The sequence below is a fragment of the Lysinibacillus sp. UGB7 genome, assembly GCF_049058285.1.
GTDB classification, from domain to species: domain Bacteria; phylum Bacillota; class Bacilli; order Bacillales_A; family Planococcaceae; genus Lysinibacillus; species Lysinibacillus sphaericus_B.
Genome location: NZ_JBMGUV010000003.1, coordinates 214,764 through 234,437, shown reverse-complemented (window position 1 = coordinate 234,437; position 19,674 = coordinate 214,764). Strand labels below are relative to the sequence as shown.

Below are 19,674 nucleotides of genomic sequence, written 5' to 3'. Positions count from 1 at the left end.
TAAAACTAACTGCTTCAGCGTAGTTTCGGATTTGGCATCGTCATGCCAAATCCAAGACATGTGCCGGTGACTATGACTTTATGCAGTCGACGCTAGGCGTCCACAGCATGAAGTCAGTTGACTAGTCACACGGGCTTTCTTACTTATTCTTCGTCGTCTTGATATAAGTCAACTGCTACATCTTCGTAGTCGCTTTCCACATCTTCCGCAGGTACAAAAGTGCTTGTTGCAGATGGGTAAATACCTAACTCACGTGCATCTGTTTCACTTTTAATATCAATTTTCCAACCAGTTAGTTTCGCAGCTAATCGAGCATTTTGACCGCGTTTACCGATTGCTAAAGACAATTGATAGTCTGGCACGACAACAGTTGTTGACTTTTCTTCTTCATTCACTTGCACATCTAATACTTTTGAAGGACTAAGAGCATTTGCTACAAATACAACAGGATCTTCTGACCATTCAACAATATCAATTTTCTCACCGTTTAATTCATTGACAATTGTTTGTACACGCGCACCTTTGGCACCAACACAAGAACCAACCGGATCGACTTCCTCATTATGAGCAAAGACAGAGATTTTAGAACGATCGCCAGCCTCACGTGCAATGGATTTGATTTCGACAATACCCTCATAAATTTCAGGTACTTCCATTTCAAATAAACGACGTAGTAAGCCAGGGTGTGTACGCGATACAATGACTTGTGGTCCACGCGTCGTACGTTCAACTTTCGTAATGTATACTTTAATACGATCATGTGGATGATACGTTTCACCTTGAATTTGTTCGTTTTGTGGTAACGCTGCTTCGACTTTACCTAGCCCAACATAAATATTACGCGCATCTAGACGTTCAACAACACCTGTGACAATATCATCCTCACGATCCACATACTGCTCATAAATTAAGCCTCGCTCTGCCTCACGTACACGTTGTGTAACAACCTGTTTCGCTGTTTGTGCTGCGATTCGGCCAAAATTACGAGGCGTTACTTCTTGCTCTACGATATCCTCTAATTGATATGCTGGATTAATGGCCTTTGCATCTTCTAATGAAATTTGTAAGCGATCGTCATCTACTTCTTCCACAACATCTTTTCGTGAAAATACACGAATTGAGCCCTTATCTAAATTTAAATCTACTCGGACATTTTGAGCTTGGTTAAAGTTGCGTTTGTATGCTGTTACTAATGCCGCCTCAATCGCTTCGATTAACACATCTCTTGAAATTCCTTTTTGTTCTTCTAGCGCAGTTAGCGCATCTAACAAATCACTACTCATTTTGTTTTCACTCCTAAATATGCATTATGCTGTGAAATCGATGGCAAGTCGTGCCAAAGCGATTTTTTCCTGTTCAATTGTTACTGTAATTTTTCGCGTTTTAATACGTACTTCCATCACTATTGTATGATTATCGTATGACGTTAAGTAGCCTTGGAATTCCTTCATGTCCTTGATGGGCTCATAGGTTTTTACATAAATAAATTTACCAATCGCTTTTTCAAAATCAGCATCTTTTTTCAATGGACGTTCTGCACCTGGTGAAGATACTTCTAAATAATAGTTTTGTGTAATCGGATCTTTTTCATCCAACAGTAAACTAAGTCGTTCACTAACTTGAGCACATTGGTCAATGTCAATTCCACCCTCAGGTGTATCCACATAAACACGTAAAAACCAGTTACGTCCTTCTTTTACGAACTCGACATCCACTAACTCAAGATTTAACTCTTCAACAATTGGCATGGCAAGTTCTTCAATAACAGATGGTACTTTGCTCATTGTTTCCTCCTGCATTTATCAATTTCTGGCGTAATAAAACAGAAATTCCACCATTTGCTTTGGTGAAATTTGACGGTCTTACCTGCTGTTAGTCAAAAAATTTGTTTTGCTACGATATAACAACAGAAAAGAGCGGGAAGGACCCACTCTTTTGCTGGAAAACTATCAACAAATTATTACCATAAGGATAGCACAATTCACATTACATTGCAAATTTCCTTATTTAGGACAATAAAGTATCGTTAAAATAATGACAGTTGGTTCGCGTCTGGCATCCCTTCCAAACACCCTAATTGATCCATATACTCAATAAGTGTTTTTGACACTCGACCGCGTTGCTGTAAATCTTCCTTCGATAAAAACTCTCCATCTTCACGAGCAGCTACAATTGTTTTTGCAACGTTCGTACCAAGACCAGGAATCGCATCAAAAGGTGGAATCAAGGCATTACCATCAATTATGAACTCACTAGCTTGGGAACGATACAAGTCAACCTTTTTGAAACTCATACCACGTTCACACATTTCAAGCGCAAGTTCCATGACCGTTAGTAAGTTTTTCTCTTTAGTTGAAGCATCTAAGCCCTTCATATTGATTTCATCAATTTTCGCACGAATCATTTGTGACCCCTGTGTCATCGAAATTAAATCAAAATCATCTGCTCGCACTGTGAAGTACGCTGCATAATAGAGAATCGGGAAATGAACCTTAAACCAAGCTATCCGTACCGCCATTAAGACATAAGCGGCGGCATGGGCCTTTGGGAACATGTATTTAATTTTTTTACATGATTCGATATACCAGCCTGGCACTTTATTTGCGAGCATCTCGGCTTCAAATTCCCCCGATAACCCTTTCCCTTTACGAACGGATTCCATAATTTTAAAGGCCAACGATGGTTCAAGCCCTTGATAGATTAAATAGACCATAATGTCATCACGACAGCCTATTACTTCTTTCAGTACACAAGTGCCATTTTGAATGAGCTCTTGTGCGTTACCCAGCCAAACGTCCGTTCCATGAGAGAGTCCTGATATTTGCACAAGCTCTGAGAACGTAGATGGTTTTGTGTCCTCTAGCATTTGACGCACGAAACGTGTACCAAACTCTGGAATTCCAAGTGTTCCTGTCTTACAACCAATTTGTTTCTCAGTAACACCCAAGGATTCAGGCGAACTAAAAATTTTCATCACGACCGGATCATCTGTTGGAATGGTTTTTGGGTCAATACCCGATAAATCCTGCAACATCCGAATAACGGTTGGATCATCGTGCCCGAGTATATCGAGCTTTAAAATATTATCGTGAATGGAGTGGAAATCAAAGTGTGTTGTACGCCACTCTGAATCTTGTGCATCTGCTGGAAACTGCACTGGTGAGAAATCATAAATATCCATATAATCTGGTACTACGATGATACCACCTGGGTGTTGCCCTGTCGTACGTTTTACTCCTGTACAGCCTTGAACTAAACGATCTACCTCAGCACCACGAAAGTGTAGATTATGATCGTTTGCATAGCCTTTTACGTAGCCATAAGCTGTCTTCTCCGCAACTGTACCGATTGTCCCTGCACGGAATACATAATCTTCTCCAAACAATACCTTTGTATAGTTATGTGCTTGCGGTTGATATTCCCCTGAGAAGTTCAAATCAATATCAGGGACTTTATCTCCTTTGAAGCCTAGGAAAGTTTCGAATGGAATATCTTGACCGTCCTTTTTATACGCTGTGCCACATTCCGTACAGTCCTTATTTGGCAAATCATAGCCTGAGCTAACCGAACCATCATCAAAAAACTCCACATGCTTACAATTTGGACAAATATAATGAGGTGGCAGTGGATTTACTTCGGTAATTTCCATAAAAGTAGCGACAAGGGAAGAACCAACCGAACCACGAGACCCTACTAAATAGCCATCTGCTAATGACTTTTTCACAAGCTTCGCGGAAATTAAATAGATAACACCAAAACCATGTCCCAATATCGACTTTAATTCCTTGTCAATACGAGCCTTGACGATTTCTGGTAACTCGTCACCGTAAATGCGATGGGCCATCTCATACGTTAAATTTGTTACTTCATCATCAGAGCCTTCAATTTTCGGTGTATAGAGGTCATCCTTAATCGGTTTTACATCCCCAATCATATCCGCTATTTTTTGGGAATTTGTCACAACAATTTCTTTCGCAATATCTGGCCCTAAAAAATCAAATTCATGGAGCATCTCATCCGTCGTTCTAAAATGAACCTCCGGTAACTTCGATCTATTTAAAATATTGGCGCCCCCTTGGGAACCAATCAATATTTGTCTAAACATTGCATCTGTTGGATCTAAGTAATGAACATTGCCAGTTGCAACAACTGGCTTATCTAGCTTTTTCCCAAGCTTTACAAGCTTACGTATAATATCCTCGATCGTCCATTCATCCCGCACTACATTACGTTCGATTAATGGTGCATAGACAGCTTTCGGTTGCACTTCAATATAATCATAAAATCTCGCTATTTGTTCCGCTTCTTCTGGTGATTTATTCATCATCGTTTCAAACAATTCACCATTACTGCAGCCTGAGCCGACTAATAGCCCCTCTCTATACTGTTCAAGCGTTGCGCGTGTTACACGGGGTACACGGTAAAAGGTTTTTGTATGGGCATGTGTCACGATTTTAAACAGATTTTTCAAGCCATCATTATTGACTGCTAAAATTGTACAGTGCATTGGTCGTGCTTTTTTATAGGCATCACCACCACCGACATGCTTGTTGAAATCATCATGATATTTAATACCCAGTTCATCCGCTTCTTTTAACAGATGCAATAGTAAATAGCCTGTTGCCTCTGTATCATAAATAGCACGGTGATGCTGGGTTAATTCAATCCCAAATTTCTTACAAAGTGTGTTTAAGCGATGATTCTTCATTGTTGGGTATAGTAAACGTGCAAGCTCTAGCGTATCAATTACTGGATGAACAGTATCTTCTAGACCATATTTTTTATATCCGGTATATAAAAAGCCCATATCGAAGGAAGCATTATGTGCCACAACGATAGCGTCCTCTATAAATGCATGGAATTCATGGATGACTTGCTCGACTTCTGGGGCATTGCGTACCATGTCATCTGTAATGCCTGTCAGTTCAATGGTCGTTGCTGAAAGGGCATGATGCGGATTGGCAAAACTTTCGTACTTGTCAATCACATGGCCACCTTTAATTTTTACAGCTGCAAGCTCAATGATCGTATCGTATGCTGTAGAAAGGCCCGTTGTTTCCACGTCAAAGACAACAAAGGTTGTATCTTCTAATGCTCGATGCTCAGAGGCGTAAGCAATGGGTACACCATCATCTACTAAATTTGCTTCCAAACCGTAAATGACCTTAATGCCATGTTTTTTCCCCGCTCCATAAGCATCAGGGAAAGATTGTACAATAGCATGATCAGTTATGGCAATCGCCGGATGTCCCCACTTCGCCGCCTGTGCCACAAGTCTCTCTACGGGTGTCACTGCATCCATTTGACTCATCGGAGTATGCAAATGTAACTCCACACGTTTTTCGCCTTCTGGTGCTTTGTCCTGACGCGTTTCTTTTTTCACTTCATTAATATCATTTGCCATGACGATTAAATCACGAATAAACGTATCGGTTTGCACCGAGCCACGTACTTTTACCCACATTCCTTTTTTCAAATGTTGCATGAGTTCTGCATCATCATTATCACGTGAGAACATTTTCACAATGATGGAATCTGTATAGTCGGTAATTTTAATTTGTAACAATGAACGGCCGCTTTTTAGTTCTTTAATTTCTGTATCAAACACAAAGCCTTCTACGATGACACGGCGTTCTTCCTCAACAATGCGCTTAATTTCCATGATTTCATCGTCTTTAATATGCATACCAAGTTGGAACGGTCGATCCCCCAGTGCCGCCAAGGCTGGATTATCTTTCTTGTCCTGCTCACGTTTTTGGAAGTCTTGCACGGCTTGTTGCGCCATTGCTGCTTCTTCTAACCGCTTCTGCTCTATAAAGGCTTCTTGTGCTGCACGCATTTCTTCAGTGGCATCTTGTAGCATGAAATCCATCGCTATCGGCGGGAAGCCAAATTGACTATAGCTCGCTGATAATTTCTCCGCATACTTCGTTTTTAGCATCATGAATTCCATTTCTTGCATGCATGATAAGGTAATCTTTTGACCGTTCCATGTAGGAATTTGCGATACAAGACAATTTTTCAATGTCGGCGCCATATCATCGATTTGTTCCACAACCGTTAACCAATATGCTTGAATTAGTTCCTCTGTTACATTTTTTTCTACGGTTTCAAAGGTAGTATTGATTTGGGCAATAGCAGCAAATTTTTCAGCTAAATGTGTGTGAAAAAGCTGATATAACGGAAACGGCAGAATATCACGTAATTTAATCGTAAAATGCCACAGCCTATTTTTTTTATGCACGGTTAAACGTGATAACTCACCTTCTTCAAAAAAGGACATATACACATCATCAGTTAACTCTAATTGCTGCAAAAGCATTTGGAATTTCATTCTTGCCTCTTGTTGCTGTTCCAATCGGTTGACACCTACTTTCTACTTTAATGAAAAGAAAGAGGCAGTATGAAGAGCCTCTTGTTCTATATTCTATTTAGCGCATAATACTAAAAATTGATGCAAAAAAATTCGCTCCTTTTCCACGGGCGATCCGCAAGGCTCACAGATGTCATAGCATCTGTAAAGTCTTGAATGGCTCGCTTTCCCGCAGGATTGTCGCGAATTTTTTACTTGTCCTATCTCATTTAAAAAGATTGCTTCGCTTTGGAGCATCTACATCCTTTTAGAGATAACACGTTCAAAAGGATATTAGTTCTTGCGGAAAAATTCGTTTAAGCGATCAATGACCTCTTCTTTTTGCCATTCAAACGTTTCGCCTGTTTGACGGAATTTCACTTCGACAACACCTTCAGATGCCTTTTTACCAACTGTTACTCGAACAGGTAGACCAATCAAATCTGCATCCGCAAATTTAACGCCCGCGCGTTCAGCACGATCATCTAAAAGTACATCATAGCGGTATGATTTCAATAGGCCGTATAACTCATCTGCTAACGTAACCTGTGCCTCATCCTTTGTATTAACAGGCACGACATGGATATCATATGGCGTTAATTGTATTGGCCATGTAAATCCTTTGTCATCTTGGAAATGTTCGGCTACAGCTGCTAAAATACGTGAAACGCCGATGCCGTAGCAACCCATAATAAATGGCTGTGCCTTCCCTTGCTCGTCTAGGAATGTGCCATTCATTTTTGCAGAGTATGTTGTACCCAATTTGAAAATATGACCTACCTCGATACCTTCTGCAAATTTAATCGTACCTTGTCCATCTGGAGATGGATCTCCCTCTTGGATAAAACGAATATCTAAATATTCATTCACCGCGAAATCACGCTCTGGGTTAACATTTACTAAGTGGAAACCGTCTTCATTCGCACCAGCTACACCGTTACGAATGGATTTAATAGCCTGATCGGCTACCACTTTCACGTCAACTGGTAATTTAACTGGACCAATTGAGCCTATACCACAGCCAAGTAGTTCACGAATAGCTACTTCGCTCGCAAGTTCAACCGTTCCTGCATTTAATGCATTTTTCAATTTAATGTCATTAATTTCGTGATCACCACGAGCAAGAACAACAACTAATTCACCGTCAACATCAAATACTAATGATTTAATAACATTTGAAGCTTCAACATTTAAGAAAGCTGATACTTCTTCTATTGTTTTTTGATCTGGTGTTGCCACTTTTTCAAGGTCTTTTAATGCTTGTGCAGATGTTTGATAGTCAACAATTACTTCAGCCATCTCAATGTTCGCTGCATAGTCAGAACTATCCGAATAGGCAATAGTATCTTCCCCGATTTCAGAAAGACACATGAATTCATGCGTTCCTTTACCACCAATTGAACCTGCATCAGCAATAACTGCACGGTAGTTTAAGCCCAGACGTGAGAAGATATTTGAATAAGCACGATACATATCTTCATATGTTTCATCTAAGCTTTCACGAGATGCGTGGAAAGAATAAGCATCTTTCATAATAAATTCACGACCACGTAACAAACCGAAGCGAGGACGTTTTTCATCACGGAATTTTGTTTGAATTTGATAAAGTGTTAATGGTAATTTTTTATATGATTTAATTTCATCACGTACTAAAGTTGTAATCACTTCTTCATGCGTTGGTCCTAATGCAAAATCACGATCATGACGGTCTTTTAAACGCATTAATTCTGGTCCGTATTTTTCCCAACGACCAGATTCCTGCCAAAGCTCTGCAGATTGTAAGGCTGGCATTAATAATTCGATAGAATTGATAGCTTCCATCTCTTCACGAATAATATTTTCTATTTTTGTTAAGACACGTTTTGCAAGCGGTAAATACGAGTATACCCCACTTGTATTTTGACGAATAAACCCTGCACGTAGTAATTGCTTGTGTGATTTAACATCTGCATCAGCAGGTACTTCACGTAGCGTTGGGATAAATGTTTTACTTTGCTTCATTCAGTGTTCCACCTTTTTATCAATTTGCCTCGGCGTGTGTCTAGATTTAACATTGTATAAACGCAATACACTCTTTTATCTATGGCATCACCAGGGGCTTAACTTTAATCAGTAGGGGTTCGTATCCTACTGAAGTTAACTTCACTTCGCATTCTTCCCACTTCTAGTAGCGTGGGGAAAATGTTGAAGGAAGTTAAATAGATAAGTTTCCTTCTCTAGCATAATCAAATTTAGCTTTGAACGCAATGTTTCCAAAATAATTGCGCTCAAAGCTAATATTTACAGTCAATTTTACCTTGGCTGTCTTTGTATCTTTAGATATTTGACGCCAGGCTTAATGTAAATGAAGTTACCATTTGAATGGTCACTCCATCTACATTAAAAGAAAAATCGTTGGATATCGTTCCATGTAACTACGACCATTAAAATCATCAATAATACAATGCCAACAAAATGAACGATGCCTTCTTTTTGGCGATCGATTGGCTTGCCTCGAAGCGCCTCGAAACCAAAAAATAGCAAACGGCCACCATCTAGTGCTGGTAGAGGTAGTAAGTTCATAATACCAAGGTTGATACTTAACATTGCGGCCCAATTCATTAAGTTAACGAAACCATACTGCGCTACTTGCTCTGTCGCTTTATATATACCAACTGGACCTGATAGAGCATCTATCGTAAATTGTCCAGTAATAAGCATGCCCAGAAGCTCAAAAATCTTCATCGTCATATTGTACGTTTGTTGTGCACCGAATACGACTGCCTTTAGCGGATTATATTCGCGTGGGCTCTCATAACGAACACCAATTTGACCATATTTCTCGCCATCTTGTTTGACTTCTTTTACCATCATATTCAAGTTTACTAACTGGCCACTACGCTCAACAGTTACATCAATTGTTTGACCTGGTCGATCCTGGACAATCGCAGCTAAATCCTGCCACTTTTCAACTACTTGTCCGTCGATGGATGTTACCCTATCCCCTGCAAGCATACCTGCCTGTGCAGCTGGATCATTTTCTACTACTTCTGTAATAATCGGCTCATTTGTAGGTACACCGTTAAATAAACCAATTAGCAAATAGATGAAAAATGCTAAAATAAAGTTAAACAAAGGCCCTGCAAAAATCGTCATAGCACGTTGACCAACCGTTTTTGCGTTAAACTGGCGATCATATGGTGCTATTAAAGTTTCTCTGCCATTTTCAACGAGTACACAATCTCGAGAGACATTATAACGAACTAGTTTTTCTTCTTCATCATAACCTTCAATAAATAACTCTTGTTCTAAATCTGCACGCTCAACTTCTAAAAATAATAAGTCTGGTAATTGCCTATTATTTTGATTGAAGATTATCTTTTTAACAATGTTATCTTCATTGACAATGAGCCCTACACGGTAGCCTGGCTGTAATTCCGAGCCGTCCATATCCTCGCCTGCCATACGAACGTAACCACCAATCGGCAATAAACGTATAGTATAGATTGTCTCACCATGTGTCTTGCCATAAATTTTTGGACCCATACCAATCGCGAATTCCCGAACCATAATTCCTGCGCGTTTCGCAAATAGGAAGTGACCAAGTTCATGGAAGAACACAAGGGATCCAAATATAAAAATAAATGCAATGGCTGTTTGCATAATACCCCACCTTTAATAGCGAATAGTTAACGTCATCTTACTCTCGTTCGTTATTTTACCATGTCTAATACTATTTTTCTTGTCTCACTGTCCACATGTAAAATTGTTTGCAAATCTGGCACTGAAATATTGTGATGTGCATGCATCACACGCTCAATTGTGTCATCAATTTCAAGGAATGTTATTTTCCCTTGTAAAAATGCCGCAACTGCCGCTTCATTCGCTGCATTCATCGCTGTTAAAATGGTACCACCTGTACGACCTGCCTCATAGGCAAGTCGCAATGCAGGGTAGCGATCAAAGTCCATGTCTTTAAAATGCAACTGACCTATCTGCGCTAAATTAAGTCGTTGACCATTATGTAGCGGCATACGATCTGGATAGCTTAATGCATATTGAATGGGTACACGCATATCCGGTGTACCCAACTGTGCAATAACACTAGTATCATGATACTCAACTAGGGAGTGAATAATACTTTCTCTATGCAAAAGTACATCAATTTTATCATAAGGCATATCAAACAACACATGTGCTTCTATGACTTCTAGCCCTTTATTCATCATTGTTGCTGAATCTATGGTAATTTTCGCGCCCATTGACCAATTCGGGTGATTTAGTGCATCAGCTACCGTTACATGTTTTAGTTCATCACGTGTTTTGTCACGGAAGCTACCTCCCGACGCTGTAATAATTAAGCGCTCAATATTTTTTCGATTCTCACCGTTCATTGATTGGAAAATAGCCGAATGCTCACTATCGACCGGTAAAATTGGTGCATTGTACTTCTTCGCCTCAGCCATCACTAAGTGCCCTGCTGTTACAAGCGTTTCCTTGTTAGCGATGGCAATCGTTTTACCCATACGAATTGCGGCAAGCGTCGATTCTAATCCAACACTACCAAGCACTGCATTGACTAGTACTGTTGAATCAGGGTGTGTAGCAACTTCCACAAGTCCTTTTTCACCAAATGTAAAGTGCACATGTGGATAGTCTTTTGCGAGCGTAAGTGCATCTTGTTCTAGTTGAACAGATACAAGCTCAGGTTGCAACGTTTCAATCATCTCACGTGTTTTCTCTATATTTTTTCCTGAAGAGAAAGCTACAAGATGAAATGCATCACGTTGGTCTTTTAAAATATCGTAGGTTTGCCAACCGATAGAGCCAGTGGCACCCAATAAACTAATTTTTTTCACGACAAAACGTCCCCTTTTTCTATCTAAGCAAATAAAGAAAAACTACAACCGGTTTTCGCCTACCACTTATAGAGGAGGTGAAATCTTTAGCATTAAGATCACGGTTTTCTAGTTACCGATAAGATATAAAAAATGTAGTAAAGGCACGACGAATAACAGACTATCAAAGCGGTCTAAAATGCCGCCATGCCCAGGTAAAATAGTTCCTGAATCTTTCACGTCAAAATGACGCTTTATTGCAGATTCCACTAGATCGCCCATTTGACCAATAATGGAAGCGAAAATTGTGATGAAAATCAACGACACATAACTATCTACGATTGGATAAATCGCTTGCATGCCAACAGCGAAGATGACGGCAATAACAATCCCGCCGACAAAGCCTTCTACTGTTTTCTTTGGTGATATTTCTGGCCAAAGCTTATTTTTGCCGAATTTTCTTCCGACAAAATAGGCGCCTGAGTCTGTCGTCCAAACAACAAGCAAACAATAAACAACATACTGTAGTCCAGAATTACGTGTCTCAATTAAATAATGGAAACCTAGACCAACATAAAATGCACCTAATAAGATAAAGCCTACTTCATCAAATGTAATTTTATTTTTCACAAGTACTACATAAATAAGCAATAACATCATCAATCCGTAAACAACCATTAAAACGGATGAATAACCCATCGCATGCACTACCTCGCTTGCCCAGTCCTTAGGTATAACAAGCATAATAAGTGTTAGTAGGCCCATAAAGCCTGGTACTGAAAAAATTGAAATACCTTTCATCTTTAGTATTTCATAAAATCCGACAACAGCCATTGCTAGCACAAGTAATGTAAATGGTACCTTCCCATAAATTACAAATGGAATGAATAGTGCTGCAGCAATTATTGCTGTGATGATTCGTTGTTTCAAGTTGTTTCTTCTCCCTTCAACCCACCGTAACGGCGATTACGTTTCTGATAGTTTTCCACCGCTTCGAGTAAGTTTTCCTCACTAAAATCTGGCCACAATGTATCTGTAAACCAAAATTCCGTATAGGCGAGTTGCCATAACATAAAGTTACTTAATCGTACTTCACCACTTGTACGAATTAATAAGTCTGGCTCTGGTAAATGGGCTGTCATTAAATGAGACGTCATACATTCCTCATTAATGTCTTGCATCGTTAATTGACCGTCCTGCACTTTTTGAAGCATCATTTTCATAGCGCTGACCATTTCTGAACGACTCCCATAATTCAAGGCAAAGTTTAAAATTAGTCCCGTATTATGCTTTGTCTCTTCCATCGCTTCAAACAGTGCTTTTTGCGTATGTGCTGGTAGTAGAGACGGATCACCAATCATTTCAACACGTACATTGCGTTCCATCATTTCCGGTAAAAAAGATCCTAAAAATTCTACAGGTAGACGCATGAGGAAATCGACCTCTGGTTTTGGTCGTTTCCAGTTCTCTGTAGAAAACGCATAGACCGTTAATACTTGAATACCAAGATCTGACGCAAATCTCGTTACTTTTCGTACCGTCTTCATACCTTCATGGTGCCCAGCAACACGTGGCATTGCACGCTTCTTTGCCCAACGTCCATTTCCGTCCATAATAATCGCTACATGGGCAGGAATTGGCTCGCTTTTAGAAAGGGCAACTCGTTCCTCCAATGATAGTGTATTAATATTTACTTGTTTACCTAATAGCCTCTTAAACATGCTAACTCCCCCACTACAACTAATCGGACGTATACTCACCTATCATAACAAACAAAAGTGCTTTTTGTCTTTTTTTTCCCTCTAAATTGACTATGTATGAACTAGCTGATTTTAGAACAAAAACACCTCATCAATTATATTTTGACTAAGATTTTGAATTGCACTTAGGCCGACTCCCTGTCAGACATTTCGCTAAAACCACTAAAAGCGGCGTTTTCACCAATATCGTACGTTACCCATCATCACGTGAATACGCGGACTTGAGGTTAACTTCCTATGTGTTTCTTACTTCAAAATCTACATCTATCCGAGGCTTAAACATTATTCAGTACGCATCCGTACGCCAACTGGCAAAAATTTAAAATTAATTCTCACCAAAAAGATGGTAAACTACGACTGAAATAAGTTAAAAAGAGAAAAGACGTCCTGTTATTTATAGGACGCCTTCATCTCATCAAAAAGTTCCATCAAAGAGTGTAAAGCGTCTGCTTACACCTCTAAAATTTCTTTTTCTTTTTCTTTCGTTACTTGATCTACTTTTACGATGTAATCATCCGTTAAATTTTGAATATCTTCACCGTAGCCACGTAGGTCATCTTCTGTGATTTCGCCAGCTTTTTCAAGTTTTTTCAAATCGTCATTCGCGTCACGACGTACGTTACGGACAGCAATTTTTGCATCCTCTGCTTCTTTCTTCACTTGCTTCACTAGGTCTTTACGGCGTTCTTCCGTTAAAGCAGGAATCATTAGACGAATGATTGTCCCATCATTTGTTGGTGTAATACCAATATCAGATTTCATAATCGCTTTTTCAATCTCACCTAAAACTGATTTATCGTAAGGTGTGATTACTAATAGGCGGGCTTCTGGCACAGATACACCTGCAAGTTGATTAATCGGTGTTGGCGCTCCATAGTAATCGACAGTAATACGATCTAGTAGTGATGCATTTGCACGCCCTGCACGAATTGATGCTAATTCACGCGAAAAAGCAGCGATTGTTTTGTTCATTTTATCTTTAGCTTGTTCTAAAACTTGTTTAGCCATTATATATTCCTCCTAACAACTGTTCCAATTTTCTCGCCTTGCACGGCACGTTTAATGTTACCTGGTTCCATTATTGAGAAGACAATTAACGGAATATCGTTATCCATACATAAAGTAGAAGCTGTTGAGTCCATGACTTGTAAACCTTGTTGAATAACGTCTAAGTATGTGAGTGTATCATATTTAACGGCAGTTGAGTCTACCTTTGGATCTGCTGAATAGACACCATCTACATTATTTTTTGCCATTAAAATCGCATCTGCGTCAATTTCCGCTGCTCGTAAAGCTGCAGTTGTATCTGTAGAGAAGAACGGGTTACCCGTACCGGCAGCAAAAATAACTACACGTTTTTTCTCTAAATGACGAACTGCTTTACGACGAATATAGGGCTCTGCTACTTGTGTCATCACGATAGAAGATTGCACACGTGTTTCAATGCCTAATTTTTCAAGTGCATCTTGTAATGCTAATGAGTTCATAACCGTCGCTAACATACCCATATAGTCAGCTGCTGCACGATCCATTCCCATTTCACTACCGATTTTTCCACGCCATATGTTACCGCCACCTACAACAACAGCAACTTCTACATCAAGATCTACTACTTCTTTTACTTCTTCTGCAACAGATTTGATAATTTTTGGTGATAAACCGAAGCCAGCTTCTCCCGCTAACGCTTCACCACTTAATTTAATGACTACTCGTTTATATTGTGGCACACTCATTGTAAACCTCCGTCAGACATTTATTTAAAACATTTCTATTCCTTTTCCATTATAGTATAACTAACAATAATTACTAGTTATGAATAAGAAGAATAGAAAATTCTATAGTTTTCTTGCTCTTTTCGGAAAAATAGGGAACACGTTATGTTGTGTTCCCCATTTTTTTGTCTAGAAAAATCTAGATATTATTTGGTTAGGATCAAATGTAAGCCGGTCCATCAATGAACTCGTTTTACAAAAAATTAGTTACCATTAACTTGGTTCATTACTTCCTCAGCAAAGTTATCTTCACGTTTCTCGATACCTTCACCTACAGCGTAACGTACGAAGCCTGTTACATTACCACCAGTTGAAGCAACGAAGTCACGTACTTTTTGGTCAGAGTTTTTAACGAATGATTGGTCAAGTAAGCAAACGTCTTCGAAGTATTTACCAAGACGACCTTCAACCATTTTCGCTACGATGTTTTCTGGTTTACCTTCGTTAAGAGCTTGTTCAGTTAACACTTTACGCTCACGTTCAACTTCTTCTGCAGAAACTTCTTCACGAGAAACGTAAGTTGGGTTAATAGCTGCAATATGCATAGCAACGTCTTTAGCAGCCGAAGCATCAGTAGAACCTTCTAAAGCTACTAATACACCAATACGGCCGCCCATGTGTAGGTAAGAACCAAATGCATCTGCATCTGTTTTAGTTTTAATTTCGTAACGACGAAGTGTAATTTTTTCTCCGATTGTTGCAACAGCAGTTGAAATTTGGTCAGCGATTTTTACGCCTTCAGCATTTGCAAGTTCTAATGCAGCTTCAACTGATGCTGGTTTAGCAGCAAGTAATTGCTCAGCTAAAGAAGAAACTAGTACTTGGAACTTATCGTTTTTCGCAACGAAGTCTGTTTCAGCGTTTACTTCAAGAATAATTGCTTCGTTACCTTGTTCTAAAATATAAGTTGTGCCTTCTGCAGCGATACGATCAGCTTTTTTAGCAGCTGAAGAAAGACCTTTTTCACGCAGGAAATCGATTGCAGCATCTAAGTCGCCTTCAGTTTGTACTAACGCTTTTTTACAGTCCATCATACCAGCGCCAGTTTTTTCACGTAATTCTTTTACTAATTGTGCAGTAATGTTTGCCATTTAGTGTTTCCTCCTCGAATTGGTAGAGATTATAGTGATAAGGTTCTAAAAAAGGTGATAAGGGGGTCTGAGCCACTTATCACCTTTTTGTAAACGTGAATTACTCAGCAGCAGCTTCTACAGCTGGAGCTTCTTCTTCACCTTGTTTTGACTCGATTAAAGCGTCAGCCATTTTAGCAGTTAAAAGTTTAACAGCGCGAATAGCATCATCATTAGCAGGGATTACGTAGTCGATTTCATCTGGATCACAGTTTGTATCAACAATACCTACTAGTGGAATGTTTAGTTTACGAGCTTCAGCAACAGCGATACGCTCTTTACGTGGGTCAACCACGAACATAACATCCGGAAGATTGTGCATATCACGGATACCGCCTAAGAATTTTACTAGACGTTCGTGTTCTTTTTTAAGTTGGATTACTTCTTTTTTAGGAAGAACTTCGAAAGTTCCTTCTTCTTCCATTTTTTCGATAGCTTTCATACGTGCAACACGTTTTTGAATTGTACCGAAGTTAGTAAGAGTACCACCTAACCAACGTTGGTTGATGTAGTAGTTGCCTGAACGTTCAGCTTCGTCTTTGATCGCTTCTTGTGCTTGTTTTTTCGTACCAACGAAAAGAACTTTACCACCGTCTTGACCAACTTGACGCATGAAGTCATAAGCTTCCTCTAATTTTTTAACCGTTTTTTGTAAGTCGATGATGTAGATCCCGTTACGTTCAACGAAGATATATTTCTTCATTTTTGGGTTCCAACGACGAGTTTGGTGACCGAAATGTACACCAGCTTCAAGTAATTGTTTCATAGAAATTACTGACATGTGAATTTCCTCCTAGAATGTTTGGTTTTTTTCCTCCGCATTTATCACCTGCAACAAGCTACCCTAATCTTAGAGCACCACTTACTACATCAAAATGCGTGTGTAATAATAACACCATTTGCTACTATATCACAGTTTATTTGCATTAGCAACTATTCTAGCTATGAAATTTCAATAAAAGCTCGATTTCTGTCTTACCTTTTTGAAGCTGTTTAGCTATTTCCTCAGCTGTTTTTCCTTGTTTCGCTAGTTGCACGACTTGCTGTTCCAAGGTTACTGGCTGTGGCTCTTCTTTTAGCGTAACATCCTTTGCTTGAGAAACAGTTTGTACGGTCACTCCCGCCTGCTTTTGACGAGAATAAGCATTGGCTACGATATTTTTAGAAACAAAAACACGCGGTTCACTATCGATACTAGTAGGCGGTAATAGAGCTTCATCAACCTCCGTCTGACCAGGTTTGTGATCTTGCTCTTTTGGCTGAACAATTTCCTCATCTTGTTGTACCGTATGTGTTTTCACTTCAGGTTTAGGTACGACCTGCAACGCTTGAATCAAGCGATTATTTTCATCCTTCATGTCTACTAAATAGAGACTAATGGTATCATCCATTTCTCGCATTAAACGTTCTTGTTTATGTTCTAAGTCCTTGAATTTTGCAAGTTTCGTATTCAGTATAATTATGTAGAAAAACGAAAGTAGCTGTAAAACAAATAGAACAGCTATTAGTATGGTTGTCATAGTAAACTCCTATCCACTAAAGTCTACGAAGTTCCCTTTAAACGGGTGCTGTGCCTGTTTTTCTGGATTTTCGTTACTATTCTTTTTCTTTTTACGAGTACCTTTAATATACTCTCCTCCCGCTTCTTCCTCTTCACTAATCTCTACCATACCCTCTGAAGTATTGACCACTTTCTGCTTACGCTCTAATTCTTTTTTTAGCGCCTCATTTGCATGTGCTTGCTGAGCCAAGGTTTGTTGTTGTGCCTGATCTGCCATTTTACCCGCTTCAAATGTTTTCGGAATAGCTATTTGTAACTCGACACCTTTTAAACTCATATGACTCCCTCCTTCAAAGTTATGTGTTTATTCGTTTTACTTACACATTTAACATCTCATTCGACAGCAGTTTTCGTAGCTTTAACAATGCCTTCGAATGTATCTGTGAAATACGAGATGTTGACAATTCCAACATTTCACCAATCTCTGTCAATGTCAATTCCTCAGTATAAAATAAACTAAGCACAAGCTGTTCTTTGTCATTTAGCTTTTGTATATTTAAGGCTAAGTCGCCAAGCAATTCTGATTTAATAACAACCTGCTCTGGGGTCTTCGTTGTATCATCACGGATGATAAACGCTTTTCCTTCTGCTTCTTCCTGATCTTGTTGTTCATTAATAGATAATACATTTGAAAAGAAATGCTCTTGGACGGTTTGGTACACTTCCTCTACCGGTAATTCCATCTGTTCTGCAAGCTCCTCGGGTGTTACATGACGCATATACTTTTGTTCTAACTGTTCGATCTGAGCATCCAATTTTTTTGCCTTTTCTCGTGCAGAACGAGGCAACCAATCTTCCTTACGTAAGCCATCAATAATCGCCCCTCTTACTCTAAAAGAAGCATATGTATCAAATTTCAAGTCTCGATTAATATCAAATTTATTTAAAGCATCAAAAAGACCTAACATGCCTAAGCTCGTTAAATCATCTCGAGAAACGCTCTTCGGTAAACCTGCACCAATTCGCTGTACATGGTAAGACACAAGAGATATATATTTTTTTATAAGTAAATCACCCGCATCAGGATCACGCTCATTAATCCAGCGAGTCCACAGCTTTTTTTCTTCGTTCAGATTTGGTTGTGTCATGAAATCCACCTCTCTTTTAAGAAAAGCGCATTCGAGCCCTTTCACATGTGAAAGCTACCTCCGAGCTCGAAGCGAAAGTATATGTTCTACCCAATTTTGCACGAGCAATTGAAGCGACCCCAAGCGTGCAACGTGAATGCGTAGACATTGCTAAACCGATTGCCGTTCTTTCCTATATTATAGCAAGATTCGCTATAATTTCATATGTTTCTCTAACACTATTATATGATTCTTCCTATTCCCTCTTTTGACAAAAGAAAAACTGCAAACAATTGTTAGTTAGTATCTAACATTGGTTACAGTTCGAAGTTGCCTGGTTTTTTATGCATTTACTTGTTTTTCATCTTCACGACTCATCATCGTACGTACAACCTGTGCAATGTCTTCTGAGTTTTCATCTTGAAACTCCACAGTTGAGTTCGTATTCTGCGCTTGCTGATTTTCGTCATCGTCTTCATCTAACTCAGTCTTTTCAAACTCATCGTCTGTTAGCTCTTGGGTTGCACCTGGTGTATATAAAATATAGGTGATTAGCAATCGTACAAGGTACATAACGAAAAAGACAATTAGCGCAGCTACAAATGAGCCGATGATAATACGTAATGGCGTTAAAGGCTTTTGAAATGTCATAAAGAAATAAATAGAAAAGGCAATTAATGCTCCCCATAGGTTGTAAAAAATAGAACCAAACATTATATTTCGCTCACTCCTTGGTTAACCGTTCGGATATGTAATGTCGACGTCGCAGGATTAAATTCAATTGTTCTACCGCTATTACCACCAGTATCTTCAGCAATTAAAGGAATTCCTTGACGCTTCAATTCACTCTTTACAGCCTCTACATTACGTGGACCGATGCGCATTGAATCCTTGTCCGAAGAGAATTGAAACATCTGCGCACCACCCGCGATTTTCGCCTTTAGCTTGAACTTTTGAACACCTTCTAGTTTCAATAAATCAATCATGCCCAAAATGCCTGTATCAGCAAATTTCGCCACATTAATCGACTCTGATCTAGCAAGGCTTGAATCTGGTAGCATCACATGTATTAAACCAGCAATTTTTTTTGACTCATCGTATAAAATAACACCCACACAAGAACCAAGACCTGACGTTCTTATCGTATTTGGTAGTTTTGCTACATCCATTTGTGCAATTCCAACTTTTATTACTTGTCCACTACTATTTAACATT

General features: G+C 39.2%; 17 protein-coding genes. All 17 read right to left on the bottom strand.

Features of this window, described 5'->3' with window-relative positions:
* Positions 1 to 143 precede the first annotated feature (143 nt).
* The 17 genes from nusA to ACOMCU_RS04915 all read right to left on the bottom strand — a co-directional run bounded on the left by nusA (position 144) and on the right by ACOMCU_RS04915 (position 19,673).
* The gene (gene nusA, locus ACOMCU_RS04995) at positions 144 to 1,283 is read right to left on the bottom strand and encodes a transcription termination factor NusA (protein WP_010858482.1); all 1,140 of its coding nucleotides are present in this window, start codon (positions 1,281 to 1,283) and stop codon (positions 144 to 146) included.
* A gap of 24 nt (positions 1,284 to 1,307) precedes the next feature.
* The gene (gene rimP, locus ACOMCU_RS04990) at positions 1,308 to 1,784 is read right to left on the bottom strand and encodes a ribosome maturation factor RimP (protein WP_219364767.1); all 477 of its coding nucleotides are present in this window, start codon (positions 1,782 to 1,784) and stop codon (positions 1,308 to 1,310) included.
* Positions 1,785 to 2,026: 242 nt separating this feature from the next.
* A complete protein-coding gene (locus ACOMCU_RS04985; RefSeq protein ID WP_010858480.1) occupies positions 2,027 to 6,358 on the bottom strand; it encodes a PolC-type DNA polymerase III in 4,332 nt (1,443 codons plus the stop codon).
* Positions 6,359 to 6,646: 288 nt separating this feature from the next.
* Positions 6,647 to 8,353 carry a proline--tRNA ligase gene (locus ACOMCU_RS04980; RefSeq protein ID WP_010858479.1) on the bottom strand — a complete coding sequence of 569 codons (1,707 nt, stop codon included), beginning with the start codon at positions 8,351 to 8,353 and terminating at the stop codon, positions 6,647 to 6,649.
* A gap of 378 nt (positions 8,354 to 8,731) precedes the next feature.
* Complete coding sequence (gene rseP / locus ACOMCU_RS04975) at positions 8,732 to 9,994, bottom strand: RIP metalloprotease RseP (protein WP_010858478.1); 1,263 nt, start codon at positions 9,992 to 9,994, stop codon at positions 8,732 to 8,734.
* A 50-nt stretch (positions 9,995 to 10,044) separates the two neighbouring features.
* Positions 10,045 to 11,190, bottom strand: coding sequence for a 1-deoxy-D-xylulose-5-phosphate reductoisomerase (dxr, locus tag ACOMCU_RS04970; RefSeq protein ID WP_421049563.1), 1,146 nt, complete (start codon positions 11,188 to 11,190; stop codon positions 10,045 to 10,047).
* A 108-nt stretch (positions 11,191 to 11,298) separates the two neighbouring features.
* The gene (locus ACOMCU_RS04965; protein WP_421049562.1) at positions 11,299 to 12,099 is read right to left on the bottom strand and encodes a phosphatidate cytidylyltransferase; all 801 of its coding nucleotides are present in this window, start codon (positions 12,097 to 12,099) and stop codon (positions 11,299 to 11,301) included.
* Complete coding sequence (locus ACOMCU_RS04960) at positions 12,096 to 12,890, bottom strand: isoprenyl transferase (RefSeq protein ID WP_421049561.1); 795 nt, start codon at positions 12,888 to 12,890, stop codon at positions 12,096 to 12,098. Before ACOMCU_RS04960 ends, ACOMCU_RS04965 begins: the two co-directional genes overlap by 4 nt.
* 489 nt (positions 12,891 to 13,379) lie before the next feature.
* Positions 13,380 to 13,937: a ribosome recycling factor gene (gene frr, locus ACOMCU_RS04955; protein WP_421049560.1), complete on the bottom strand. Its 558-nt coding sequence runs from the start codon at positions 13,935 to 13,937 to the stop codon at positions 13,380 to 13,382.
* Positions 13,937 to 14,662, bottom strand: coding sequence for a UMP kinase (gene pyrH, locus ACOMCU_RS04950; protein ID WP_421049559.1), 726 nt, complete (start codon positions 14,660 to 14,662; stop codon positions 13,937 to 13,939). The genes frr and pyrH overlap by 1 nt, the downstream gene beginning before the upstream one ends.
* A gap of 242 nt (positions 14,663 to 14,904) precedes the next feature.
* Positions 14,905 to 15,792, bottom strand: a complete 888-nt coding sequence (tsf, locus tag ACOMCU_RS04945; RefSeq protein ID WP_010858472.1) for a translation elongation factor Ts — start codon at positions 15,790 to 15,792, stop codon at positions 14,905 to 14,907.
* 100 nt (positions 15,793 to 15,892) lie between these two features.
* Positions 15,893 to 16,612: a 30S ribosomal protein S2 gene (rpsB, locus tag ACOMCU_RS04940; RefSeq protein ID WP_010858471.1), complete on the bottom strand. Its 720-nt coding sequence runs from the start codon at positions 16,610 to 16,612 to the stop codon at positions 15,893 to 15,895.
* A gap of 157 nt (positions 16,613 to 16,769) precedes the next feature.
* Positions 16,770 to 17,351, bottom strand: coding sequence for a hypothetical protein (locus ACOMCU_RS04935; RefSeq protein WP_010858470.1), 582 nt, complete (start codon positions 17,349 to 17,351; stop codon positions 16,770 to 16,772).
* Positions 17,352 to 17,360: 9 nt separating this feature from the next.
* Positions 17,361 to 17,669, bottom strand: coding sequence for a hypothetical protein (locus ACOMCU_RS04930; protein WP_010858469.1), 309 nt, complete (start codon positions 17,667 to 17,669; stop codon positions 17,361 to 17,363).
* A gap of 40 nt (positions 17,670 to 17,709) precedes the next feature.
* Entirely contained in the window at positions 17,710 to 18,480 is a 771-nt protein-coding gene (locus ACOMCU_RS04925; protein ID WP_010858468.1) for a FliA/WhiG family RNA polymerase sigma factor, read from the bottom strand.
* Positions 18,481 to 18,801: 321 nt separating this feature from the next.
* The gene (locus ACOMCU_RS04920; protein WP_010858467.1) at positions 18,802 to 19,173 is read right to left on the bottom strand and encodes a multidrug resistance efflux pump; all 372 of its coding nucleotides are present in this window, start codon (positions 19,171 to 19,173) and stop codon (positions 18,802 to 18,804) included.
* Complete coding sequence (locus tag ACOMCU_RS04915) at positions 19,173 to 19,673, bottom strand: chemotaxis protein CheD (RefSeq protein WP_010858466.1); 501 nt, start codon at positions 19,671 to 19,673, stop codon at positions 19,173 to 19,175. Before ACOMCU_RS04915 ends, ACOMCU_RS04920 begins: the two co-directional genes overlap by 1 nt.
* Between the last annotated feature and the right edge of the window lies 1 nt (position 19,674).

Excerpts from the sequence above, each read along its gene's own strand:
- nusA (WP_010858482.1), bottom strand. The coding sequence starts at position 1,283 with ATGAGTAGTGATTTGTTAGATGCGCTAACTGCGCTAGAAGAACAAAAA.
- rimP (WP_219364767.1), bottom strand. The coding sequence starts at position 1,784 with ATGAGCAAAGTACCATCTGTTATTGAAGAACTTGCCATGCCAATTGTT.
- ACOMCU_RS04980 (WP_010858479.1), bottom strand. The coding sequence starts at position 8,353 with ATGAAGCAAAGTAAAACATTTATCCCAACGCTACGTGAAGTACCTGCT.
- rseP (WP_010858478.1), bottom strand. The coding sequence starts at position 9,994 with ATGCAAACAGCCATTGCATTTATTTTTATATTTGGATCCCTTGTGTTC.
- ACOMCU_RS04960 (WP_421049561.1), bottom strand. The coding sequence starts at position 12,890 with ATGTTTAAGAGGCTATTAGGTAAACAAGTAAATATTAATACACTATCA.
- frr (WP_421049560.1), bottom strand. The coding sequence starts at position 13,937 with ATGGCTAAACAAGTTTTAGAACAAGCTAAAGATAAAATGAACAAAACA.
- pyrH (WP_421049559.1), bottom strand. The coding sequence starts at position 14,662 with ATGAGTGTGCCACAATATAAACGAGTAGTCATTAAATTAAGTGGTGAA.
- tsf (WP_010858472.1), bottom strand. The coding sequence starts at position 15,792 with ATGGCAAACATTACTGCACAATTAGTAAAAGAATTACGTGAAAAAACT.
- rpsB (WP_010858471.1), bottom strand. The coding sequence starts at position 16,612 with ATGTCAGTAATTTCTATGAAACAATTACTTGAAGCTGGTGTACATTTC.
- ACOMCU_RS04935 (WP_010858470.1), bottom strand. The coding sequence starts at position 17,351 with ATGACAACCATACTAATAGCTGTTCTATTTGTTTTACAGCTACTTTCG.
- ACOMCU_RS04930 (WP_010858469.1), bottom strand. The coding sequence starts at position 17,669 with ATGAGTTTAAAAGGTGTCGAGTTACAAATAGCTATTCCGAAAACATTT.
- ACOMCU_RS04925 (WP_010858468.1), bottom strand. The coding sequence starts at position 18,480 with ATGACACAACCAAATCTGAACGAAGAAAAAAAGCTGTGGACTCGCTGG.
- ACOMCU_RS04920 (WP_010858467.1), bottom strand. The coding sequence starts at position 19,173 with ATGTTTGGTTCTATTTTTTACAACCTATGGGGAGCATTAATTGCCTTT.
- ACOMCU_RS04915 (WP_010858466.1), bottom strand. The coding sequence starts at position 19,673 with ATGTTAAATAGTAGTGGACAAGTAATAAAAGTTGGAATTGCACAAATG.